This is a genomic window from Microcoleus sp. LAD1_D3 (genome assembly GCF_036702135.1).
Classification (GTDB): Bacteria; Cyanobacteriota; Cyanobacteriia; order Cyanobacteriales; family Microcoleaceae; genus Microcoleus.
In genome coordinates this window covers 1-18,980 of record NZ_JAUBSB010000051.1, presented here as the reverse complement: position 1 = coordinate 18,980, position 18,980 = coordinate 1, and the positions used below count along the sequence as shown (strand labels likewise).

Here is an 18,980-nt window from a genome sequence, read left to right as displayed (position 1 = left end):
TGTCCTACTTAGGTTTTGACATTCCCTTGACCCTTGAACCGTTTTTATTCGTTCCCTCGGTTAGATTGTTCGTTTCGTTAGGTGTAGCCAATTCGACCATTGGAATCCCTAGACTCTTGCCGCTATATGCAGGATATGCGGCGGGATTGTCTCCAATTAAGTCGGGTTTTTGCATTGTGTCCCGCTTCCTGGTAGGTCGCTTTTCTAGGCTCTGTTTCACCGTAGAAACCCCCCATTAGCGCCAGTGTCACCCCACAACGGATGTCTGATTGCGCCCTGTTCCCAGCTTCGCTCTCTAGAAATCGAGTCTAGTCGGCGTGGGCAGATAGGGAGTCATACCTGAGTCTGGTAGGCGAGACTTTCACCCGCATCAGACCGAGAGTTCAACCAAATCTATTTCTAGATTTGGTTGGCAGCGTTATGTACGGGTTGAGTACCGTGATTCACGCTACAACGAATCGCACCCTGCATCCAGGTGAGCAATTTCTGCGACAGCCGTCTAGCTACACCGCCATCAGCATTTGATTCCCAGCCAGAAAAACCCTTGTCAAAATCGTCAAAGAACAGCACGCAGCCGCCCAAATTATCGGCTGTATCCAGCATTTTGTTGAGAGCGCGGTCGGGATTAGAGGAACCTAGAATATTGCCCCAACTTGCTGCTAAAAGCGCATAACCTAGCTTCTTAGCAGCTAGCTTCGCACTCAAACTTTTGCCCGTCCCCGGCGGCCCCCACAGCAGCATTCCTTTGGGAGGTCTGAGGTGGTATTTCTTGGCATCAGCTTCTGACAGCTTTACGACTTCGCTCAAATAAGCGTCTAATAAATCTAAACCGCCAGCATGAGGCACGTCTGGAGAAGCAATGAACTCCAACCCCTGGTCTCGAAGTTGCGATATTTTATGCTCCAATACCAACTGTGCGATTTGGACAACTGAAGCGGTCACAGAGAGCGATCGATCTAACACCAATTCAATTTCAGCAGTTGGCAGCCCTAGACTAGAAACAGCCAGCCGTTTTTTAGCAGCTACCGCATCTGAACCAAAATCAAGGGAACAATTGCGATCGCAAAAATTATCTACAAGAACTTCGACTTCAAAACGATCGGGTAACGGACATTTGAGTAGAGGAATTAATGGACTTAGCTTTGATGGCAGTTGGATGTACTCACCCAGCAGTACCCAATATTGCTCGGCCCAACGCCCTTTCAGCTCAAAGAATGCGTTAGCCAATTGAGAATAACGGCGGATAAGAGGCTGTTCGCTACTCTCTGATTCCAAAATATCCTCTAACAAAAAGATACCGGGGCAGTCATTTTCCAGCAGAAATTGCAGGACATCACTCTCGACAGATAGCTCAGTTTTGTATAGGACGCATTCACTGTTATACGTTTCCGAAATATCTGAAATGCTTGTCAAGTCTGAATGACCACCTAATTTCGGGAGATGTTTATCCAAACACCGCACCTGTTGAAGAGTTGCATAGCCGGGATTCCAATAATAAACAGGTAAACAACACTCACTGGCGTACTGATGAAATGATGACAAGATTTTTTGGCGATCGGCACTGTAATATTCGAGGGCAACAATGGGAGTTTGAATAACTCTTAAATTTGACCAATTATTGAAATTTTTCATGATTCATATACAACTAAATACAGGATGTTTAACATAATAATTTAACTAACATAATTAAGATTTAACTTCCTGCTAATGAGCGAAATACGCCCCCTCAACCGGAGGGGGTAATTGTGCCTAACGGCACTAATAAATTGATGTTAAGCAAGTTAAATTGTCAATCATGGTCGCAACTAAAAAACAAACCGCAGCCACTCCTATTCGCTCTCAGTCAGCAGTGCCTGCTAAATCTAAACCGTCTGAAAAGCAGAACAGTCAAACAGTCGGCAGTAACAATGGAGCCAAATCAAAACCTCAACCTAACCTCAGCCCGGAGCAACTTGCTGGCGAGCTAGTCAAACAGATTCGCAATACAATTCATAAGAAGTACGGTGTGACAATTCAGCGTCGCGATAGCCGTATTTCGACAAAGGTTGGCCACGCAATTCGCGAAAAACTGGGATTGGATATTCAAGCTCAGTTGAATAAGCGCAACGGTAATGGCAATGGTAAAAAGTTCGACTGGCAAGAGTGGAACAATACTGTGTTTCCCAAGCTAGTTGGCCGACCCGAGGAACTCAAGTATGATGTCGAAGTTGTTGCCTTAGCGATGAGCCAACTTTACGATACAATTGCTGACAACCCGCAAGCTGCCATTGCCGATTTAATGGAGTTCAATGCTCAAAGCTTAAAGCGTCGCAACGAGTTAGCTAAATCCTCTGAAGAAGATACTGAAGAACTCGATGACGACGACGAATTAGATGATGAAGATGATGAAATTGATGACATACTCGATGAAATTGATGAGGATGACGAAGACTCTGAAGGCGATGAGGATGAGGATGATGAGGATGATGAGGATGATTTTAGTTTAGACGAAGACGAAGAATTTGAGGAAGACGACGAATAATTGCTAAAGTTTGATTAGAAAGCTCTGCTGAAAAAGCAGAGCATTTTTTTGCCTCTATCGAGGCCTTTTCCACGAATCGCGATGCTGGGTAATGATTGTCGCCACCGTCCGAATCAGGACGCTCTGGGAAGCAGACCCAACAAATTCACAATCAAGGAAATTTTGACCTTGGTTGTGAATTTAATTTTACCCACTCACCCACCCACTAATTTTTTTGAATTAATTGTAATTAGCAGACTGCCGTCGCTTTAGTTGTGAAGAAAAAACACGCTTGAGGGTTAATCATGGCTAATCGCAAATCCGCTCCAACTCCGATGCAAAAGCAATTTGCAGGAACTCTTGAAGAACAGCGCTTTGAGATGTTTTTGCACGTTGCCCGCGAGTTAACGGGACGTGCCAAACAACGACAGTTGCAGAAAGGTAAAGCTCTTGACTGGGAAGCGTTCAATACTTGGTTTAACAAGCAATATGAAGGCTACTCGGCTGACGAGATGCTTGAAGAAATCTTGAGCAACGTTTACTGGCTTTCATCTGAGCAAGCAGTGATTGACTTGCACTTCCGCTATATCGAATCGGCAGTCAAAGCTTCTCATAAGAAAAAGGCAACTGACGATAATGAAGAGATTGATGATTTTATCAAGTAATCAATGACGACCCCCGATAAAGGGGATAAAATCCTGCTCCAAGCAGGATTTGTTTTGCCCGCCCACCCACCGCATCAGTTCGATTTGCGATATTTGCGATCGCATTCTCAGAAGGCTTTAGTAAGGTTTTGATATTAAACGCGAGCGCGTTTGAGAGATGTTCCACTTGCAAATAAATTATAATCATGTACGAACATATTCAGCATTTTCTCACCCTCACAATTGAAACTGTGGTAATTTTTGGTTACGGTGGCTTAATTGTTCACTATATCGCTACGCTGTTAGCATCGAAGCGGATGAATCCTTATGAAAAACTCTCAGCAGAACTTGCCCCAGATTTTGTGCCTCTTCTCAATGAAATTGCTTCCTTTCCTGCTGTTACCGAATCGGCAGCAACTCCAGAACCCACAGAAGAACAGCGCCTCGCCTCTTCGCGACAAGTTAAAGCCGAATTTGCTTCTAATATTCAACTCGATACCGACACATTAAATCTACCCTTCATTCAAGTCGATAGCCTGACTCTTCGACAATGCCGCACCGTTATTCGAGCGCTCAATTCCACTCTCCCACGAAGTGAGCATATTCGCATTAAACTCAACAAAAAAGATGTGCCAGCAGATTCGTTAAAATTTCAAATTAAGAAGCACTTTGAGCACGAACCGCAGCAAGTTGTCTCCCTAATTGAGCAAATTTTGAGAGTTAGTTAGCACGCTCGGAGAATCAACAAGCCAATTATTCTTTTATTTCAAAACAACTTATGGTAACGATTTGATAGAAAGTTTTTTTGAATGCACCCTCCTTTTCCTGACCAAGCTATTAGTTACTTTCTTCAGCGCCAAGGGGAATCCGACCCTTGCCAATCTGTTCGCTCAACTCGTTGAGACTCAATCCCCGTTCAATTGTGATCGCACGAATTTCCTCCATCCTACCGACGTTACCTGGATATAAGCTAGATAGCAGCATATCTGCCTGCCGCGAAGATTTGTTGCGCTGTTAATTGCAAGTCGGGAAAGATTGATGAAATAAGCATATCGTCATTTTGAAACAACTGTTTTTGATACTCGTCTTCTCGCAGCGTACAAATAGTAACTGTCGGTTGTTTGGGTTTGCCAATATATTCTCTGCCACCAATGCCCAGATAGTCAACAATCCAATACTCAGGCACTCCTAGTATGGCGTAATCTTCAACTTTGCGGGCGTAATCGTTCTGCCAGTTGGTGCTAACGACTTCAGCAATCAGTTTAATTGAGGAACCTGATGTAATTACAGGTTCTTGTTGCCACAAAGGTTCATTAATTAGTCGAGTTTGGTCTAATACAAGCACATCGGGGCGAAAGGCTGTTGCTGTTCCTAATAGTTTGATGAGACAGCGAGGGGGGATAAGGTAGGGTAGATCCAGGCGGTCAATTTCTACATTCAGTTTTCGTCCCAGAAAACCGGATACTTGTTCGTGCGGCCCTGTTGGTTCCATTTCGGTTAATTCACCATCAATCAGTTCGTAGCAATCGCTGTCGCCGTAGTTTGTAATAAATTCATCAACAGTTATAAGGTTTGGAGGTGATTGAACCATTGTGTTTTTTCCTCATCCGACGGCAATGTACGTCTTTATTCAAAGCCTCGCCATACCTGAAAGATTGGCTGTGGGTTGTTTGCGACTTTGTTCCTCGGCGTCAGTCAAAGTAATCTTGCGCCTGCCAATCTGTTCGATCAACTCGCTCAAACTCAATCCGCGCTCTCTAGCAATAGCGCGAAAACCTTCCCACCCCGCAGATGTTACCTGAATGTTCCTTTGCTTTTTTGGCTCCTCATATCGAGGTTCGCCTCCGCCTAACTTTAAATTAGCTAGAGAGTTGGGGTGGAGCTGCGTTCCTTTGCTTGGGGGCATTTTGCAACATTATCCTTTCGACTTTTTTCTTTATTATCCCACATTACGAGCAGCTTTCCGTGGTACTATAGGTAATATGGAATCAACCTATACGAGTCAACTTCTTCAATCTGGTGTCTGGCTTTGGGGCTGGCAAGTCAGGGGTTGACTTATCTCAGGAGGCACTAGGAAATGCACCCAACTCAGGAGACACCGGGCAGCGAGCAGCGTCAACCTTTAGTAGTTTTGCGAGGCTCAACCCGAAAGCACTACCACACTGTTGCAGACTCCCTGCGGATTGACCCAAATTTCCAAACGCTTATCCCTCCTTTGAGTGCGAGCGAGTTTGCTACCTTAGAAGCCAGCATTCAAGAGAAAGGGTGTCGGGACCCTTTGGTGGTTTGGGCTGAGGAAAAAATTCTCATCGACGGTCACAACCGCTATGCTATTTGTACGGCGCACGGCATCCCCTACCAAACTGTAGAGATGTCTTAAGGGCAGCCCTAACACCGTCAAAGTTTGGATGCTCCTCAATCAACTGGGCCGCCGCAATCTCACGTCTGAGTCAGTCAGCTATTTGCGCGGCACTTGGTACGAACTCACCAAACAGTCCCGCGGCGGAGACAGAAAATCAAGTGGTCATTTTGACCACTTGAAAACAGAGACAAAGTTGGGGGCACAGTTCAAGGCATCCCCAAAAACAATTCGCAGAGACGCTCAGTTTGCTAAAGCAGTAGACACCCTGAGTTCTATTGGAGGAGAGGATATGAAGTGGAAAATACTGAATCGCTCTGCGGGGATGACCAAGAAGCAGGTCATTGCTTTGGCGATTGATGCTCGCAGCCGTCCGGTTAAGGTTGCCAAAACTTTACAGGGGCGCGACGACCAAAAAGTAAAGCCTGAAGGTGAACCTACCATCGCTCATCACCTGACGCTCAAAATTGGTTCCTTAGTAGAAGTATACGCGCCCGATCGCCAAGACGTTAACGGCAGGTTAGGCCGCATTCAGTCAGTCGGGGAGAGAACCGCCACTGTGTGGATGCGACACATCCCCACCGTTACTATGCACTTGTACACCTTCAAACACTCGGCTCTCACCGTCGTGCCGCTCGAAAATCAACCCGGACTTCAAGAAATTTGCGATCGCACTGGCCGACTTCACCAATTAGGAAATCTAGATCCTTTTGAGATAGAAATCCTCCACTTGTTAGAAAGAACAACGGCTCTTACTCCCACCGAATTGCAGTATTTAGAACAGATTGAGGATAGACACAAACTTGATTGAGTACCTTGCAACTATTTTTCCTTTGGGGAACAGCAATAACTTCGGAAATTTTAGTTGATTCACTTGACAGTTCAAACACTGAGTCAATCAATTTTTGTTGAGCTGCTAATTGTTGCAGTGAATAACAAGCTATTGCTCGCACTCGCTCAGGAGACTTGCTAGCATTTTTGGCAGCAAACGGCCCCCAGAAAGCACTCAGTACAATCTTAATCTGTTCCGATATTGGGTATGTTTGACTCAAACAGTAATCCCAAACCATCTCATCGAATGGGTCATTTAGTGCAACTAAAACACCCGATATTTGCGACTGCACTTGCTTCTGATTTTGGTCAGATAACGGCTGATTGTTCAAATTAGCCATCATAGATTTCTCCTGTTAAGGTAACTTATTTACATCCCATTCTCGATTTTAGTATTTGCCCTCAAGGAACAAACTTTCGTTCTTGAGGGGAGCGAATCCACAAAGTACAAAATCCTTTTTGTGCAGGTTTACCCTCTACTGTCAGCGTCACCCCCAATCGATTTATCTCAGTTTCACACAATTTTTTGTCACCTTTCTCGCTCAACAAAGCTTGATTCCAGCTCATAAGTTGGCGAGCATATTTCCCTTCATTGCTGGTTGCCCACTGAATTGTATCCGCGTTCTTGCGAGCAAACTGACCCTCTTTGCTCAGCCCCCATTCGAGCGCTACGGCTTGTTCTAAAGTGAGCTGGCGCGGCCCTTTTGGGTCGAGTTCAGGCGCTGGAATGAACCGGGGCAGCGCTAACCCGATAAACGCGCCAATCGCCATTGCCCCTAACACTACCCCGCTCCCAAAAATCACCGACCAAATATCGTGAGCAACTTTCTCTAAAGCTGCTTGTCGCACTAGGGTGTAAACTGAGTTAGAAATGTGGCGATGTTGCACCTTAACAGCCGCTTTTCCCTGCCGTTCTAAAAACTCCCTGCTTTCTTTTTCCCAATTTTCAGTAAGCTGGCGAACTTGTTCCAATTCTTGAGAGATGACAGCTTGAGAATCTTTCAAATCACGTTGCCATTGAGATTGCCAATTCTTGAAAAACTGGTCAATCTCTTGCGGTTTTTTTTCTAACAGCAGTTCGAGTTGACCTGTCGCCAGCAATACGATAAAAAGCGGGTCATTTTTATTGAGACCGTATCGGTAAGCTGTCTGAATGACATGAGAGCGAAATTTGGAGTCTTTGCCCTTGAGTACCTGGCTGATTAGTGACTCAGTATCTCTCTCGTACATGGGAGGGGCAGATAAAGGATCTCTGTTCAGAGCTTCTCTTTCCCTCGAATCATCGTCTATGAGTTCCCAAAACTCCTCTTCATTTAGCTTATTCCCATCTAATCTCAACTTTTCTTCTACTGCATCTTCTGGGAATGTATCTGAAGAATCGGGCAAACTTTGCGAATTTTCAGCGGATTGTATGGAATTATTTTTGGTATTATTAAGTCTGCCCTGTTCCCTTGGCGTTTCCAATATCTCGCCAAACTCTTCAGAGTCAACTTCGGAAAGTTCTTCTAAAAGTCGATCGCACATTTAACCTCCTACCTAATCAAAATCCTAATCTTTATGCTGTTCGGCATCGCGCATTCTATAGTGTGAACTCATATTTTGTCCGTCTCCTAACGAGTTCATCACCCATTGATATCGTTTCCGGCTGCATCGTCAGGTGATAAATTAGAGGGCAATTCATGAATGATTGTTACAAGTCGCCACCTATCTCGGCGCAATTTTCAGTTGTTCGATTCACAGTCAACAGCGTCGCCCTGCCCTTCGACTACGCTCAGGAACCGCGTAGCCGAAGGGTCGAAGGGTCAACAGTCAACATCATGTCTGAGTGCAACCGGAATTGATATGACTGTAAAATTTACAGGAATACCCGCAAATTATCGGTTTAGACACTATCTGTAGTATTAAGATGTGTTTCGGCACACCCAGCCCGCTGACCCAGTGGTGAAGAAGTTTTTGAAACCCTGGAAATCTCGTAGCGGGCGATCGATCTTCTTATTTTCAGAATTTAAACGCAATAAACAACGTTTATTGCTAATATCCAACGCCTGGGATAACACAACTGCGTTGATTGCACTCAGCCAGCGGGCTGGTTTCGGCACACCCTATCAGTAGAGTCTGTGTGTAAGCCTTAATTTAGATTCTTAAAAGCTTACGATACCTTTTTTACATACAGCCTCCTGAGACTTTACAACCTGTTGCTTATTTGGTTACTCATTTTGTTGCTCATTTTCTATCTGCATTTCCTCATTTTTTTTTTGTTCATAGGGAGCGATGACTTCTTTTTTATTGCGATTGGGTGCGTTGTTAAACAAACCTACATCTTCTATCAGACGGAAACAGTCTTCCAGAAAAGTATGCAATCGCTGCTGACTAATCAAGAAGAATTCAGAGTGTTTCATTGCTTGAGAAAATGACAACCGCTTCGTATCAATAAACTTGCGCTCTCTTGCACTCAGCGCCGGCAAGTCTACCACAGGAATTCGGTAATTATTAATGAGCTTGTTCATTTCCTTATGGCTTTGTACGTGCGACCAATCTTTGCAAACTCCAAAATTGCGGACAAAAATGTGATTGAGCTGACCTTCAAAGTAGTTGAAAGAGTCAATAAACATCTCAATGTTGTCCGTCGTGCCACCGCAAATAAACCACTTGCATACATCAACTCCTGACTGCTCTTTAAAATCAGGAGAGGTTAAATTAGCTTCGTCAATCCATTTGTTGATAATGCTGTAAACCCGAGCTGGTAAATTGACAATCACAGGAGTTTCTACTGCTGTTTCAAAAATAATATCGATATCGAAAAACTTCTCTTCATCTTCAACTAAAGCTACGATTTTTGCATTGTGTTCAGGATAGCGCTGCTGCACGTCAGGATTTTGAAAATCACCATCAATTAACGTGTACAGCAGTTCATACTTCTGATTGAATTCAACCAGAATCCGAGTTAGCATCGACTTGCCTACGCCACCTTTCTCGCCGTCAACCAAGTGAATCATGTTAGTCATTTCATTCCTCCTTGCTGGATGTCGATGTCTATTCAAGACTTAATAATTTTTAACTAAAGCTAGGCCCGACCATTGCTGGATCGAAACCAGCTAAGTTAAATGCGCTGTTTTCAAACTCAACTTCTCCCGAAAATTCCTCTGGTTCTTTTTCTTCGGGCAAACTTGCGGGATTTGAACTCTCAGGGGCAGTTAATTCCGTAGCAATAGATGCACCTGAATTCGATAAGTGAGGGAAAGTAGCTAAAGGAATTAAACCCGAAGAAATACCAGGGGCAATTGCTCCTAACTCGGTACAGTTAAATCCCGCATCTCGGCAAACTTCATCTATCTGCCTGAGCAAAAAATTAATGCTTTCTCGCCTCAAATACTCTAAGTCTGTACTAGAATGACTACCGCTATTGCGTAATCATGCTAACAGCCACCGCGCTTTAATTAGAGGTAAAATCGTTTCCTGGAAACTAAAAAAAGGATGATTTTGCAGGTAAGATAGCAAGATAGCGTCTTCGGAATCTGGCAAAACTTGACAGCGCCAGCAAAATTCCTTGTAACGTTTTCTAGGCATAATTCCTCACCTTCTTTCCAGCACCTCGGTAGGGTCCTCCCAATAAGAGAGCTGCATCTAAGTTTGCTTCTGATTCCTCTAATGAAGGTTCTGTATTGGACGACTCCTCCTCCTCACTCCATTTATTAGAATCATCTAAGCAGCTATCTTTGATACTTGAATCAGCATTTTGTTGAGCGCAAACTTCACTGTTTTGTTCAGTAATAATTTCAGTGTTTTGTTCAGTGGGTTCCTCAAATTTTTGTTCAGCGGGTTCTTCAATTTTTTGTTCAGTAATATCTTCAGTCTTTTGTTCAGTAGATTCCTCAAATTTTTGTTCAGTAGATTGCTCCGATTTAGCGTGAGTAAATTGCTCAAGTTTTAATTTAGTAGGTGGCTCGGATTTGGGGTGAGTAGGTTGTTCAGATTTTGGCTTGGTAGATTGTTCAGATTTTGGCTTGGTAGATTGTTCAGCACATTCTTTTACACTCTGTATATCAGTTGCAGGGAGTGGAGCATCTCCTGAAGTAGAAGTTGTATCTTCTGCCCTCTGAGAAGTTGCCGCAACAGACCTTTGCCTCAGTACCTCAAACTGAGATTTGAAGTAAGAAAATAGTCCGTAAACATCAGCTATGCGGCAACCTAAACCATCAGGGTCAAGTGTTTTTGGCACTGTTATACCTGCGTGCCAAGACAGCGAATAATGAGAAAACTGATTTCGCAGTTCTGGCTTCATATATTCAGAAGTACCCCCGCAAAATACAATTTCATCTAAATCGGGCGGCAGCACTTCATTAATCCAATGAGATAGCATTCGAGCGTAGTCGAAGCGAGACAGCTTGACTGCTTCAATCAATTGGTCAACTTCTCGATCTTTCGCTGTCTCCTCTCGATTCCGAGCAATTCGGTAAAAGTAAGGGCGGTTGTAGCTTACGCCTGCTTGAGCGATTGATAAAGCCAAACGGGAAGCATCGTAGTTAGAGGTTCGCTCTTGAACTAAATCTACCAACCTTACCATTCCTAAGTCTGAAGTTTTGCCCTTACCGACAGCACCGCGTGCCGAAACTATTACCGAAGCATTGCGAAATCCTACCATAACAAAGGCAGTTACCCGCTGCTTGAAGGCTGAACCTAAATTACTGTTGTGGATCAAAGCAATGCCGCCCCCTTCTTGCAAAGCTTGGGTTTTGTCCAGGGTGACCGATAGCTTGCCGGTGGGTGTTTCAAATGAAGCAGAGTATTGACTTAATAGCTCAAAAAATTGCTTGGAGTCATTAAATTCGCCTGGGGGCAAGAAAACGGAGATCGCAGCGCTAAATTGATTGCCTAAATCTAACTTCCGCGACACTACCCACAAAGCTGCTAGAGCTTTGTACAAAGCGCTACTGTACTTCAGTCCCGCTAAACCGATGTGAGCATTAAATTGCGATGCTGCCAAGTAGCCAACGGCTCGGCATTCATTGCCAATTGCCACCCAAGCAATATTTTCGGGAGATGCTGATGCGAGGTTGGGTTGTGTGAAACAATTGGCTATGTCTTGGCTCACCGGCCCCACCTGCGATTCCATTACAAAGGAGCTTGCTTTACTGCCTGCTTGCGAGCTTTGGCAGAAAACTCTAGTAGATAAGCCGCCAAAATCTATAGCCAGAATCGCATCTGGTATTGAGGATTTTTTCTTCATAAACGCTGGCTTTTATTACGTTATAAAATGATAGTATTGGCTTCAGTTTAAGTCTGACCTCACCAAATCCGGTGGTTTTGGATAATTAAAATAGCCCCCTCCAAATGGCGGGGACAGACTGTCTTTTAAGGAAAAAATCTTGGGTGGATTATCAGGGAAAGAGCTTTAGAGTTATGAGAAACGGTGTAGGTATTGTGAGTGAGATACCGAGCAGGTACGCCCAAAGTATCTTCAATAAAGTGTTTGAGTTCGGTGTCGGAGTAGCACTTCTCGAACGTACCCCACTTGCTAATTACGCCATCGCTGTAAGCAATACCCGCATGATTTGCCGATCGCGGGCGTGATAGCACTAACCACCAGAGTTGGGCGAGTTAGGTGGTAAGCAGAGGTCATACTAAATCAACTTAATATCAAGAGTAATTTTAAATATACGAAAAATTTCAAGTAAAGGGCTACCGCTAGGGTGTAAAAAATAGGGAGTAAGCTATGCTCTACGCTTTGATTAATTCAACAGGAATCCATCGGCTGGAAGTAGAAGAAAAGTTGGAACTTGCAGATTTGCAAAACCGAGTGGGCATTGCAGGTGAACCTGCGTTCATAGAATATGTCCCGAATCAATTTCCAGATCCTGCGATAGACCTAATCTGTGATGAGGAATTCTTATACAAGGAATTGCCCTTAACCTGCATTACTCGTCGCAGTATTGCACTTGGCGGTCAAGTGATTGCTACTGCCTGTACGGATGATGGTGAAACAATAGGGTTGACCGAAGTTCAGTTTCAATTAGTCGCGACAAATCTGATTATTGCGAGCAGGATCTAATCTATCATGCCTCAAGTTTGCGCTTGGGGCAACTTCCTTATTTAAAATAATATAATAATAACGTCTTACTAATAGCTAATTTTTGATAAACTTAATAACTAAAATAACTCAAACAAAATGGCTATCGCAATGGTTGTAAATCACAATTAGAACAATTGCGACACATGCCCACAAAGAAGACACAATTACCCGCATCTCAAGAACCTGTCACATCGACTGAATCTACGGCTAATACGCCCAATACGTCCTTATTGGATGTTATTTGCACTCAATTACTAGCAACCTCAGAGCAGGGAATAGAAGCACTGACCGCCCTCAAAGCTCAACTAAAAGCACAATACGACACCCCCGAAACTCCTGAAACCGACTCAATTGTGCAGCAAGCATGGCAACACATGAACCCAGACCAACGTGCTCTGATTTCCAGTCGCTGTGAGGCTCACCGAGGGCGCACTAAGTCATTGCATTTACTCACTGTAGAACTGGAGGACTTGGATGAACTAATCGACAACCTCGAAGGTGAAGAAATCACACCCGAATTAGAAGTAGCGGTGCAACAACTCTTAGAACAACGGGGTAGTACCTACGAGCAATGGCTTTCCAAAGTTGATAACTACTGCGTTGCCATTACCAACCGCCATGCCCTGAGCAAACAACGTAAATCTGAAGCAGAACGCCTGAGTAAACTCGCAGCATCGGATAGCGAATGGGTGGATTGGATGAAACAGCAACTCAAGAGCTGTCTCAAATCTCAGGGTGTCAAGAAACTAAGCCTGCGCCGCATCCACTTAACTATCAGCAACAATGGCGGAGTTTTGCCCCTCAAACTCCCTTGTGAAGTAAATCAACTTCCTCCCCAGTTTCAACGCATTGAAGTATCGCCCGATAATTCAGTCATCCGACAAGCCTTGGAAGCGGGAGATATCGAAGCTCAGAAAGTTGCACAATTCGGAGGACGCGAAACTCATTTGAGCGTTTTATAGATTGCCATTAAGCAGCAAATAATCACTTTTTACCACGGACTATTTCCTGCTGAATGTTAACATAAAAACAAAAGTAATTTTAATAAGATAGCTGTCGCTAGTGTAGAAATAAAACTAAGTTAAAGGTACACAATGCACTGCTGTTTAGGGTTAGATTGTACTCAAATGGGTTTAGATGAAGGCGGAGAGTGCATCAACGAAGAAAGTTGCTACCGTTACACAGAAGCTTGGAATTTGTACGAAATAGTGCTACTCAAAGGATTCCCAGGTGCGGTGTATCTTTGCTGGCATAGCAAGGATAATGCGAACACCGAATGGACTGATGAAAAGTGGGGGTTCAAGCACCTCAACAACTGCGATTGGTTGCTGCACAGCAGCGCATCATTGAATGCCTTTGCAGAATGGCAACACGCCTATTACAAACTAAGCTCTAGAAACAACACCAAGTACGTTCGGAGTGAGTTATTTGATGAGTTTGAAGCGTTGAGAAAGCAGGTAGACCCAGACTACGGGAAACGCCAAGAAAGTAGCGCTCTCATCCTGTTTGAATAACAGAACACATAAAAATGACCAGAAACATTCACACATTCCTCAGAACGGCTTGCTTCGTGAGATGCCGTCACCCTTCCCATCACGAACGAGGATACACCTTAAAGCATCATAAACTTGAGGGCATCATTCAAGTTTGGTTCAACTCTTTTGAGCTGTTGGATGAGGCAGAAAAAGTTTTGAGAACAGAAGGGCTTGAACTAAAGATAACTTTGGCTTATCAATCTAACGGCTGTTTTCTTTCGATCGATTGTTAGATAACTACTACACTCTTGGATTAATGGAGTCATAAAATATGCAGATTTTCTCATTGATAAAGTACAATCCCATGTCTCATTCCTATCGGATGGTATCGCGCTATGAGTATCCCTACTGCTATCACGACAATGTGTATAACTTCAAAAAAATGATTTATCCAATCAACCCGTTTGATGAGGGGGTATGGATTGAAGCTAGTCGGGTTCCGCCTGAAGTGTTCGTGCAGTCTATTAAAGTAGAGTTTATTCTGAGAGATGCGAAAAATCCTTGGCTGAATGCCATCAAAAATGATTCATCAGAAATGATGGTTCGTGTTGATGCCCAATGGATTCAAACATTTAAAATACCCCGATATCTGGGAGGTAACTCAAATGAAATAATAACAAAATAAAGAGCAATTCGTTGTTGAGCATTGACTAAAACAACGGTAGATATTGAATCCACTAAAGGGCAAAAAGCCAGCGTTTCCAGGCCCTTTTACTTGAACAAGGAGGAATCATGTTAGGAACACACTTCATCGAATTACCCGTAGCGATGCCACCCATGTTACCGGGGATGGTGGGAGTCAACAACACTCAATACTTTGCTCTTTATTACCAAGGAAGCAAAGCCACATGGAGTAATGGCAGAGCAATGGCTACATTTAGCTACTACGCCGTGTATGCGCCACTGATAGAACACATAACTCTCGCAATCCACTTAGAATCTTACAACTTAGGCTCTGATGATGAATTGCCCGAACACGCAATTTTATGCGACACTGTTCGCCATAAAATGTATGTCGGCGCGTACAAAGAAATCGATTATTTCCTGTTACAGCAGCATCCCCATGAGCCGTCCCAGTTGACCGCCCAAGAGTTTGAAGAAGCCGTGAAAGCGGTGGAAAGTATGACCTTAGAGCAAATGCAGCGTTTGGGAATGTTCGAGATGTTCGGCAACACCAATCCCCAAGCGCGCCTCGCAACCGCAGAATTGGTGCAGTGGCTAGACCAACAAATCACCGAAGAATTGATACAGCAATATATCCAATTAGCTAATCTGGGTAATTGGACAGCGGTGAGGGCATTAGACACCCTCAAGCGTAGAATCTCAGAAGGTAAGAAATACCACCAGCAATTAGAGAGCAACTAAATTATCTATGCCGGAGAAGTCTCGATATTACAGCCCCGGCATGGGTACAAAACACCCATAGTGTAGCAAACGCGGAGTTAGCCAATGAAGCGATTGACTTGGAGGGATAAAGCAATTTATTCAGTAATTTTCTCGATGCTTGGCAGCTTTCTAACAGTAACGAAGACCTTTAACAACCAGCCGGGAAGTCCCTGCAGTAATTTATTCGGGGTACTTCGCGCAGCGCTCAGATTAATCCCCTCTAAATATACCGAGGGACTTCCCGGCTGGTTGTTAAACAAAAATACGAAATTTCCTCTTCAACGGCGAACACGCTCGCGCTGGAAAACTGTAAAGCTACCTTTAAACAAAGTAAACGGACACCAGCGGATTCGGATCGGATACATTGTTTCATGCCGATTCCAGAGAGCACTCCATAATATCCCAGTCAATGCCATCATCGGGGAACAAGGATAATTGCCCTGGCGATACGTTTGATTGACCGCGATTGTGATAGGACAGGTGACACGCGGTACACAGAGCGATTAAGTTTTCTGGGCGATTGTCCTCCGGTATCCGATTGCGATGGTGCACCGCTAAAGTTAAGGCACATCGTTCAGATTTGGTTAAGCCGCTTTGTTTACCGGGTCGGAGTTTACCGGGTCGGAGGCATTGTTGATGGCACTTTGCACAACGCCACCCCGCGTTTTCTTTCACCGAAAGCGCAATCTCTTGCCAATTGTCGGGATACCTCTTTGGTTTAGGCATAGCGGTAAAAGCTCATCTTTTCAAAATATGGCGATCGCTTTGTTATCGAAGTGAAAGTAAATTCTAAGTTGTCAGCAGTCAAGGTCAACTTCAACGCTGCCTTGATTCTCCCACAGGAATTCGGCTAATAAGCGAAAATCGGCTCGCGGGCTGCACCGACGCGGCCCTTACCAACTTTTTATACACTGCAACAAACCGCCAGCGGTAACCCTCATAATGTAGGCTCCACTGCCAGAGCGATGTTCTACGACTTCGACTTGTGTCAGGTCGTGCCCCAAAACCCGCACTCGGCAAATCTTCCGAGTGCGGGTTTTGATGGCTCACACAGATGCCGAGTCAATCTGACGGGTGTTTGTGGCTGGCGCGGCTGACTTTATTAGCCTTGCCAGCCGATAAGGATAACGCGGAGCTGTAGTCAGAAAGTCTCCACGTAGAGCTTAATCCTCAAACTTTAGGATTTCTAATGCTCGTTCGCGCCAATATAAAAATAAAGGCAAAGCACAAGATACACCAATGCCAAAAGTAGCGACAACGTAAACAAACAACCAGCGACGAGACAAACCTAATCGCTTCAGCTCAATAAATGAAAAACAGAAGAAGACATCTGCACAAATGAGCAAATCTATTGCTTCGGCAGAAGCGACATGATTAGCGAACGCATTCTGGAAAAACAAATCGAGATCAAGACCATTCTGGAGAAAGAACTTCAGCAGAAAGCTCCAAGGCGCGATCGCACCAATAATCGTTAGCAGGAGATAAAGCGATTGGGTTGACAGAATTTTTTTGGATGTAGGTAGTTGCTGTAGATAAGTTGCATTGGACATAGGTTCACTTTCCTTTTGTTATCAGCACTTCAACAGGGACTTGGTTTGGCGAAGCGTAAAAGTTCGTCATCAACCCTGTTGCTCTGATTGTCACCCTCCGAGATAATATAAACAATTACCTACGAGGTAATAAGGATAGTAAAATGGCGATCGCTTCAACCTCAACGCAATCAACTCCAAACCGAGACGCATCCTTTGGGAATCTGCTCAAACACTGGCGCAATCAACGCGGTTTGAGTCAACTCGATTTGGCTTTAGCTGGCAATGTCTCTCAGCGGCATATCAGCTTCTTAGAATCAGGCAGAGCTAATCCCAGCCGGGATATGGTACTGCAACTGGCGGCTGTGCTAGATGTTCCTCTGCGCGATCAAAACATCATGCTCACGGCGGCGGGCTTTGCGCCGATTTATTCCCAAAGCGATTTATCAGCGCCTGAAGTTGAACCGATCCGCAAAGCCATAGAGTTTATCTTGCGCCAGCAAGAACCCTATCCGGCATTAGTAATGGATCGTTATTGGAATTTAATCCAGAGCAATACAGCCGCGCAACAGCTCACCAATTGGTTAGTTCATCCAGAGAAGCTGCAACACCATTTCTGCATCAACGGCAGGATTAATCTGATGCGGCTGATGTTTCATCCTCAAGGGTTCAAGCCGTTTGTGGGGAATTGGGAAGAAATTGCTAGCCATCTGATGCAACGGGTGTATCGAGAAGCGTTCGTCGATGGACATAGCGACGAATCTATGGCTCTTTTTCAAGAACTACAAGCTTATCCAGATGCCCCCCGCTTGTGGCAGCAATCCCTACCCCGCACCTGGCAACTACCCTTGTTGACGGTACAGTTTGTCAAAGACGGACTGAGCCTTAACTTATTTTCGGCGATCGCCACGTTAGGTACTCCTCATGACATCACGTTGCAGGAACTGCGGATTGAAAGCCTGTTTCCGGCAGATGAGGTGGCGCAAACCAATCTTGCAAACTTTTACAGGGATACACGGGCACCCCACTAGAGATGGGTACTCCCCAGAAAGCCGGGGCCGGTGGGCTAATATGGGCACACATATCGTTAGCGCACTCAATGTCGAAGTATTCCCCTGAAACAGTCGAGGCCATCTTAGAAACCATCCGCACAACGGGCAGCGCGAGGGCCGATCGCCCAATGAATGTCTGGTTGCTCGCGCGTCGCTTCGATATTACGAAAAAGCCCTATCCTGATAAATCTTTGTTAGGTGTTGCTGAATCACAGTATGAAAATAAATAAGTTGGAAATTCCGAAGATGTTCTGACGCGCTTGTTTTATTTTTTGCAGATTGAGTCGTTCATACCATAAATCAGCAACGCCCAATTTCGATAGAAAGCACATAGATTTAGATTAAGGAGATTAGTCATGGCTAGACGATTAACCGCATCTGGTTATATTTCTGGAGTTGATGATGAGACATTCGGATCGAATGAGTATGGTAATGCTTCTCTCACCCGAGAAACTGTACTCTCTGATTCCCAGCCTCAAAATGTTCTCTCTCTGGAGTGTCGATGGGGAGGAGAGTGCCGCGTTGAACTTACTTTAGTCGCTCAGGCATTGGATAATGGAGATGTCCGAGTCAATGGAAATGCTAAACTTTTTGAAGGAACCAGCGAAAGTACAGGCGATCTGGATGGTCAGAGAGATTTTGTTGTTTTGGTTCCGCGCGGTAAGAATGCTTCCCATTCTGAAAGGGTTAATAATGATGATGAGGGCGGAGATTATGCTGACATCACAGTTACATTCAACAACTCCATTGTTGAAGATTGATCGGTGGTAGGCTAGACGCTTCTAATTCATATCCTCGGATAGCTTGGTAATGGCCCGGCTTAGTAATAAGTCGGGCCATTACCAATATAGCTAGCTGCGGGAGTGGGAGTCCCACATTAACGCCTCCACAAGCGGGGTGTTACCCACAGCTAGCTAACAAATTCTCCCAAGCAGTAATTCAAAACAGCCAAGACACCTTCATTGTCTAACGACCCAATGTCGCCTACTTGAAAATGCCTAGTACAGCATGGCGGAAATAAAGTACCTATTTTATGGGAGACTGGGGCTAAGTGAGATAAATTGCACTCAGAAC

The 18,980-nt window shown here is 44.6% G+C and carries 26 protein-coding genes; 14 read left to right on the top strand and 12 right to left on the bottom strand.

What is annotated here, in order from left to right; all coding sequences use genetic code 11:
* Window positions 1-399: 399 nt before the first annotated feature.
* A complete protein-coding gene (locus QUA74_RS22790; RefSeq protein ID WP_333333749.1) occupies window positions 400-1,632 on the bottom strand; it encodes an ATP-binding protein in 1,233 nt (410 codons plus the stop codon).
* 163 nt (window positions 1,633-1,795) lie between these two features.
* Here QUA74_RS22790 and QUA74_RS22785 point away from each other — a divergent pair, with 163 nt between their 5' ends.
* The 3 genes from QUA74_RS22785 (at window position 1,796) to QUA74_RS22775 (ending at window position 3,872) form a co-directional block, all read left to right on the top strand.
* The gene (locus QUA74_RS22785) at window positions 1,796-2,521 is read left to right on the top strand and encodes a hypothetical protein (protein WP_333333747.1); all 726 of its coding nucleotides are present in this window, start codon (window positions 1,796-1,798) and stop codon (window positions 2,519-2,521) included.
* 284 nt (window positions 2,522-2,805) lie between these two features.
* Entirely contained in the window at window positions 2,806-3,165 is a 360-nt protein-coding gene (locus QUA74_RS22780; RefSeq protein ID WP_333333745.1) for a hypothetical protein, read from the top strand.
* Between the two features lie 185 nt (window positions 3,166-3,350).
* The gene (locus QUA74_RS22775) at window positions 3,351-3,872 is read left to right on the top strand and encodes a hypothetical protein (RefSeq protein ID WP_333333743.1); all 522 of its coding nucleotides are present in this window, start codon (window positions 3,351-3,353) and stop codon (window positions 3,870-3,872) included.
* 109 nt (window positions 3,873-3,981) lie between these two features.
* On the opposite strand, the gene QUA74_RS22770 is transcribed toward QUA74_RS22775, so the two are convergent.
* From QUA74_RS22770 to QUA74_RS22760, 3 genes are read right to left on the bottom strand one after another with little or no spacing between them, the layout of a single operon-like run.
* The gene (locus QUA74_RS22770; protein WP_194060119.1) at window positions 3,982-4,128 is read right to left on the bottom strand and encodes a hypothetical protein; all 147 of its coding nucleotides are present in this window, start codon (window positions 4,126-4,128) and stop codon (window positions 3,982-3,984) included.
* A complete protein-coding gene (locus QUA74_RS22765) occupies window positions 4,115-4,735 on the bottom strand; it encodes a Uma2 family endonuclease (protein ID WP_333333740.1) in 621 nt (206 codons plus the stop codon). The genes QUA74_RS22770 and QUA74_RS22765 overlap by 14 nt, the downstream gene beginning before the upstream one ends.
* 39 nt (window positions 4,736-4,774) lie before the next feature.
* Window positions 4,775-5,050, bottom strand: coding sequence for a hypothetical protein (locus tag QUA74_RS22760; protein WP_015179741.1), 276 nt, complete (start codon window positions 5,048-5,050; stop codon window positions 4,775-4,777).
* A gap of 171 nt (window positions 5,051-5,221) precedes the next feature.
* On the opposite strand from QUA74_RS22760, the gene QUA74_RS22755 reads away from it, so the two are divergent.
* Window positions 5,222-5,524, top strand: coding sequence for a ParB N-terminal domain-containing protein (locus tag QUA74_RS22755; RefSeq protein ID WP_333333738.1), 303 nt, complete (start codon window positions 5,222-5,224; stop codon window positions 5,522-5,524).
* A 28-nt stretch (window positions 5,525-5,552) separates the two neighbouring features.
* Window positions 5,553-6,314, top strand: a complete 762-nt coding sequence (locus QUA74_RS22750) for a hypothetical protein (RefSeq protein ID WP_333333736.1) — start codon at window positions 5,553-5,555, stop codon at window positions 6,312-6,314.
* Here QUA74_RS22750 and QUA74_RS22745 read toward each other — a convergent pair.
* The 7 genes from QUA74_RS22745 to QUA74_RS22715 all read right to left on the bottom strand — a co-directional run bounded on the left by QUA74_RS22745 (window position 6,256) and on the right by QUA74_RS22715 (window position 11,911).
* Window positions 6,256-6,678: a hypothetical protein gene (locus QUA74_RS22745; protein WP_333333734.1), complete on the bottom strand. Its 423-nt coding sequence runs from the start codon at window positions 6,676-6,678 to the stop codon at window positions 6,256-6,258. The two genes, QUA74_RS22750 and QUA74_RS22745, sit on opposite strands and share 59 nt — an antisense overlap.
* 58 nt (window positions 6,679-6,736) lie before the next feature.
* Window positions 6,737-7,858, bottom strand: coding sequence for a DUF6753 family protein (locus QUA74_RS22740; protein WP_333333733.1), 1,122 nt, complete (start codon window positions 7,856-7,858; stop codon window positions 6,737-6,739).
* Window positions 7,859-8,541: 683 nt separating this feature from the next.
* Window positions 8,542-9,339, bottom strand: coding sequence for a mobilization protein MobD-like protein (locus QUA74_RS22735; RefSeq protein ID WP_333333731.1), 798 nt, complete (start codon window positions 9,337-9,339; stop codon window positions 8,542-8,544).
* Between the two features lie 49 nt (window positions 9,340-9,388).
* The gene (locus QUA74_RS22730) at window positions 9,389-9,703 is read right to left on the bottom strand and encodes a hypothetical protein (protein WP_333333729.1); all 315 of its coding nucleotides are present in this window, start codon (window positions 9,701-9,703) and stop codon (window positions 9,389-9,391) included.
* 42 nt (window positions 9,704-9,745) lie between these two features.
* Window positions 9,746-9,901, bottom strand: coding sequence for a hypothetical protein (locus QUA74_RS22725; protein WP_333333727.1), 156 nt, complete (start codon window positions 9,899-9,901; stop codon window positions 9,746-9,748).
* Window positions 9,894-11,561 carry a hypothetical protein gene (locus QUA74_RS22720; RefSeq protein ID WP_333333725.1) on the bottom strand — a complete coding sequence of 556 codons (1,668 nt, stop codon included), beginning with the start codon at window positions 11,559-11,561 and terminating at the stop codon, window positions 9,894-9,896. The genes QUA74_RS22725 and QUA74_RS22720 overlap by 8 nt, the downstream gene beginning before the upstream one ends.
* A gap of 125 nt (window positions 11,562-11,686) precedes the next feature.
* Entirely contained in the window at window positions 11,687-11,911 is a 225-nt protein-coding gene (locus QUA74_RS22715; RefSeq protein WP_333333723.1) for a hypothetical protein, read from the bottom strand.
* Between the two features lie 136 nt (window positions 11,912-12,047).
* Here QUA74_RS22715 and QUA74_RS22710 point away from each other — a divergent pair, with 136 nt between their 5' ends.
* The 6 genes from QUA74_RS22710 to QUA74_RS22685 all read left to right on the top strand — a co-directional run bounded on the left by QUA74_RS22710 (window position 12,048) and on the right by QUA74_RS22685 (window position 15,304).
* Window positions 12,048-12,383, top strand: a complete 336-nt coding sequence (locus QUA74_RS22710) for a DUF3846 domain-containing protein (protein ID WP_333236980.1) — start codon at window positions 12,048-12,050, stop codon at window positions 12,381-12,383.
* A gap of 164 nt (window positions 12,384-12,547) precedes the next feature.
* Window positions 12,548-13,366, top strand: a complete 819-nt coding sequence (locus QUA74_RS22705; RefSeq protein ID WP_333333721.1) for a siphovirus Gp157 family protein — start codon at window positions 12,548-12,550, stop codon at window positions 13,364-13,366.
* 132 nt (window positions 13,367-13,498) lie between these two features.
* A complete protein-coding gene (locus QUA74_RS22700; protein WP_333333719.1) occupies window positions 13,499-13,918 on the top strand; it encodes a hypothetical protein in 420 nt (139 codons plus the stop codon).
* 14 nt (window positions 13,919-13,932) lie between these two features.
* Window positions 13,933-14,172: a hypothetical protein gene (locus QUA74_RS22695; RefSeq protein WP_333103592.1), complete on the top strand. Its 240-nt coding sequence runs from the start codon at window positions 13,933-13,935 to the stop codon at window positions 14,170-14,172.
* Between the two features lie 71 nt (window positions 14,173-14,243).
* Window positions 14,244-14,564: a hypothetical protein gene (locus QUA74_RS22690; RefSeq protein WP_333333717.1), complete on the top strand. Its 321-nt coding sequence runs from the start codon at window positions 14,244-14,246 to the stop codon at window positions 14,562-14,564.
* A 107-nt stretch (window positions 14,565-14,671) separates the two neighbouring features.
* A complete protein-coding gene (locus QUA74_RS22685) occupies window positions 14,672-15,304 on the top strand; it encodes a hypothetical protein (RefSeq protein ID WP_333151713.1) in 633 nt (210 codons plus the stop codon).
* Between the two features lie 1,184 nt (window positions 15,305-16,488).
* On the opposite strand, the gene QUA74_RS22680 is transcribed toward QUA74_RS22685, so the two are convergent.
* Complete coding sequence (locus QUA74_RS22680; protein WP_333333714.1) at window positions 16,489-16,875, bottom strand: DUF2834 domain-containing protein; 387 nt, start codon at window positions 16,873-16,875, stop codon at window positions 16,489-16,491.
* A 143-nt stretch (window positions 16,876-17,018) separates the two neighbouring features.
* Between QUA74_RS22680 and QUA74_RS22675 the strand changes: the two genes are divergently transcribed.
* The 3 genes from QUA74_RS22675 to QUA74_RS22665 all read left to right on the top strand — a co-directional run bounded on the left by QUA74_RS22675 (window position 17,019) and on the right by QUA74_RS22665 (window position 18,667).
* A complete protein-coding gene (locus QUA74_RS22675) occupies window positions 17,019-17,885 on the top strand; it encodes a helix-turn-helix transcriptional regulator (protein ID WP_333333712.1) in 867 nt (288 codons plus the stop codon).
* 68 nt (window positions 17,886-17,953) lie between these two features.
* Window positions 17,954-18,136, top strand: coding sequence for a hypothetical protein (locus tag QUA74_RS22670; RefSeq protein ID WP_333333710.1), 183 nt, complete (start codon window positions 17,954-17,956; stop codon window positions 18,134-18,136).
* Window positions 18,137-18,262: 126 nt separating this feature from the next.
* Window positions 18,263-18,667: a hypothetical protein gene (locus QUA74_RS22665; RefSeq protein WP_194060144.1), complete on the top strand. Its 405-nt coding sequence runs from the start codon at window positions 18,263-18,265 to the stop codon at window positions 18,665-18,667.
* The last annotated feature ends 313 nt before the right edge of the window (window positions 18,668-18,980 follow it).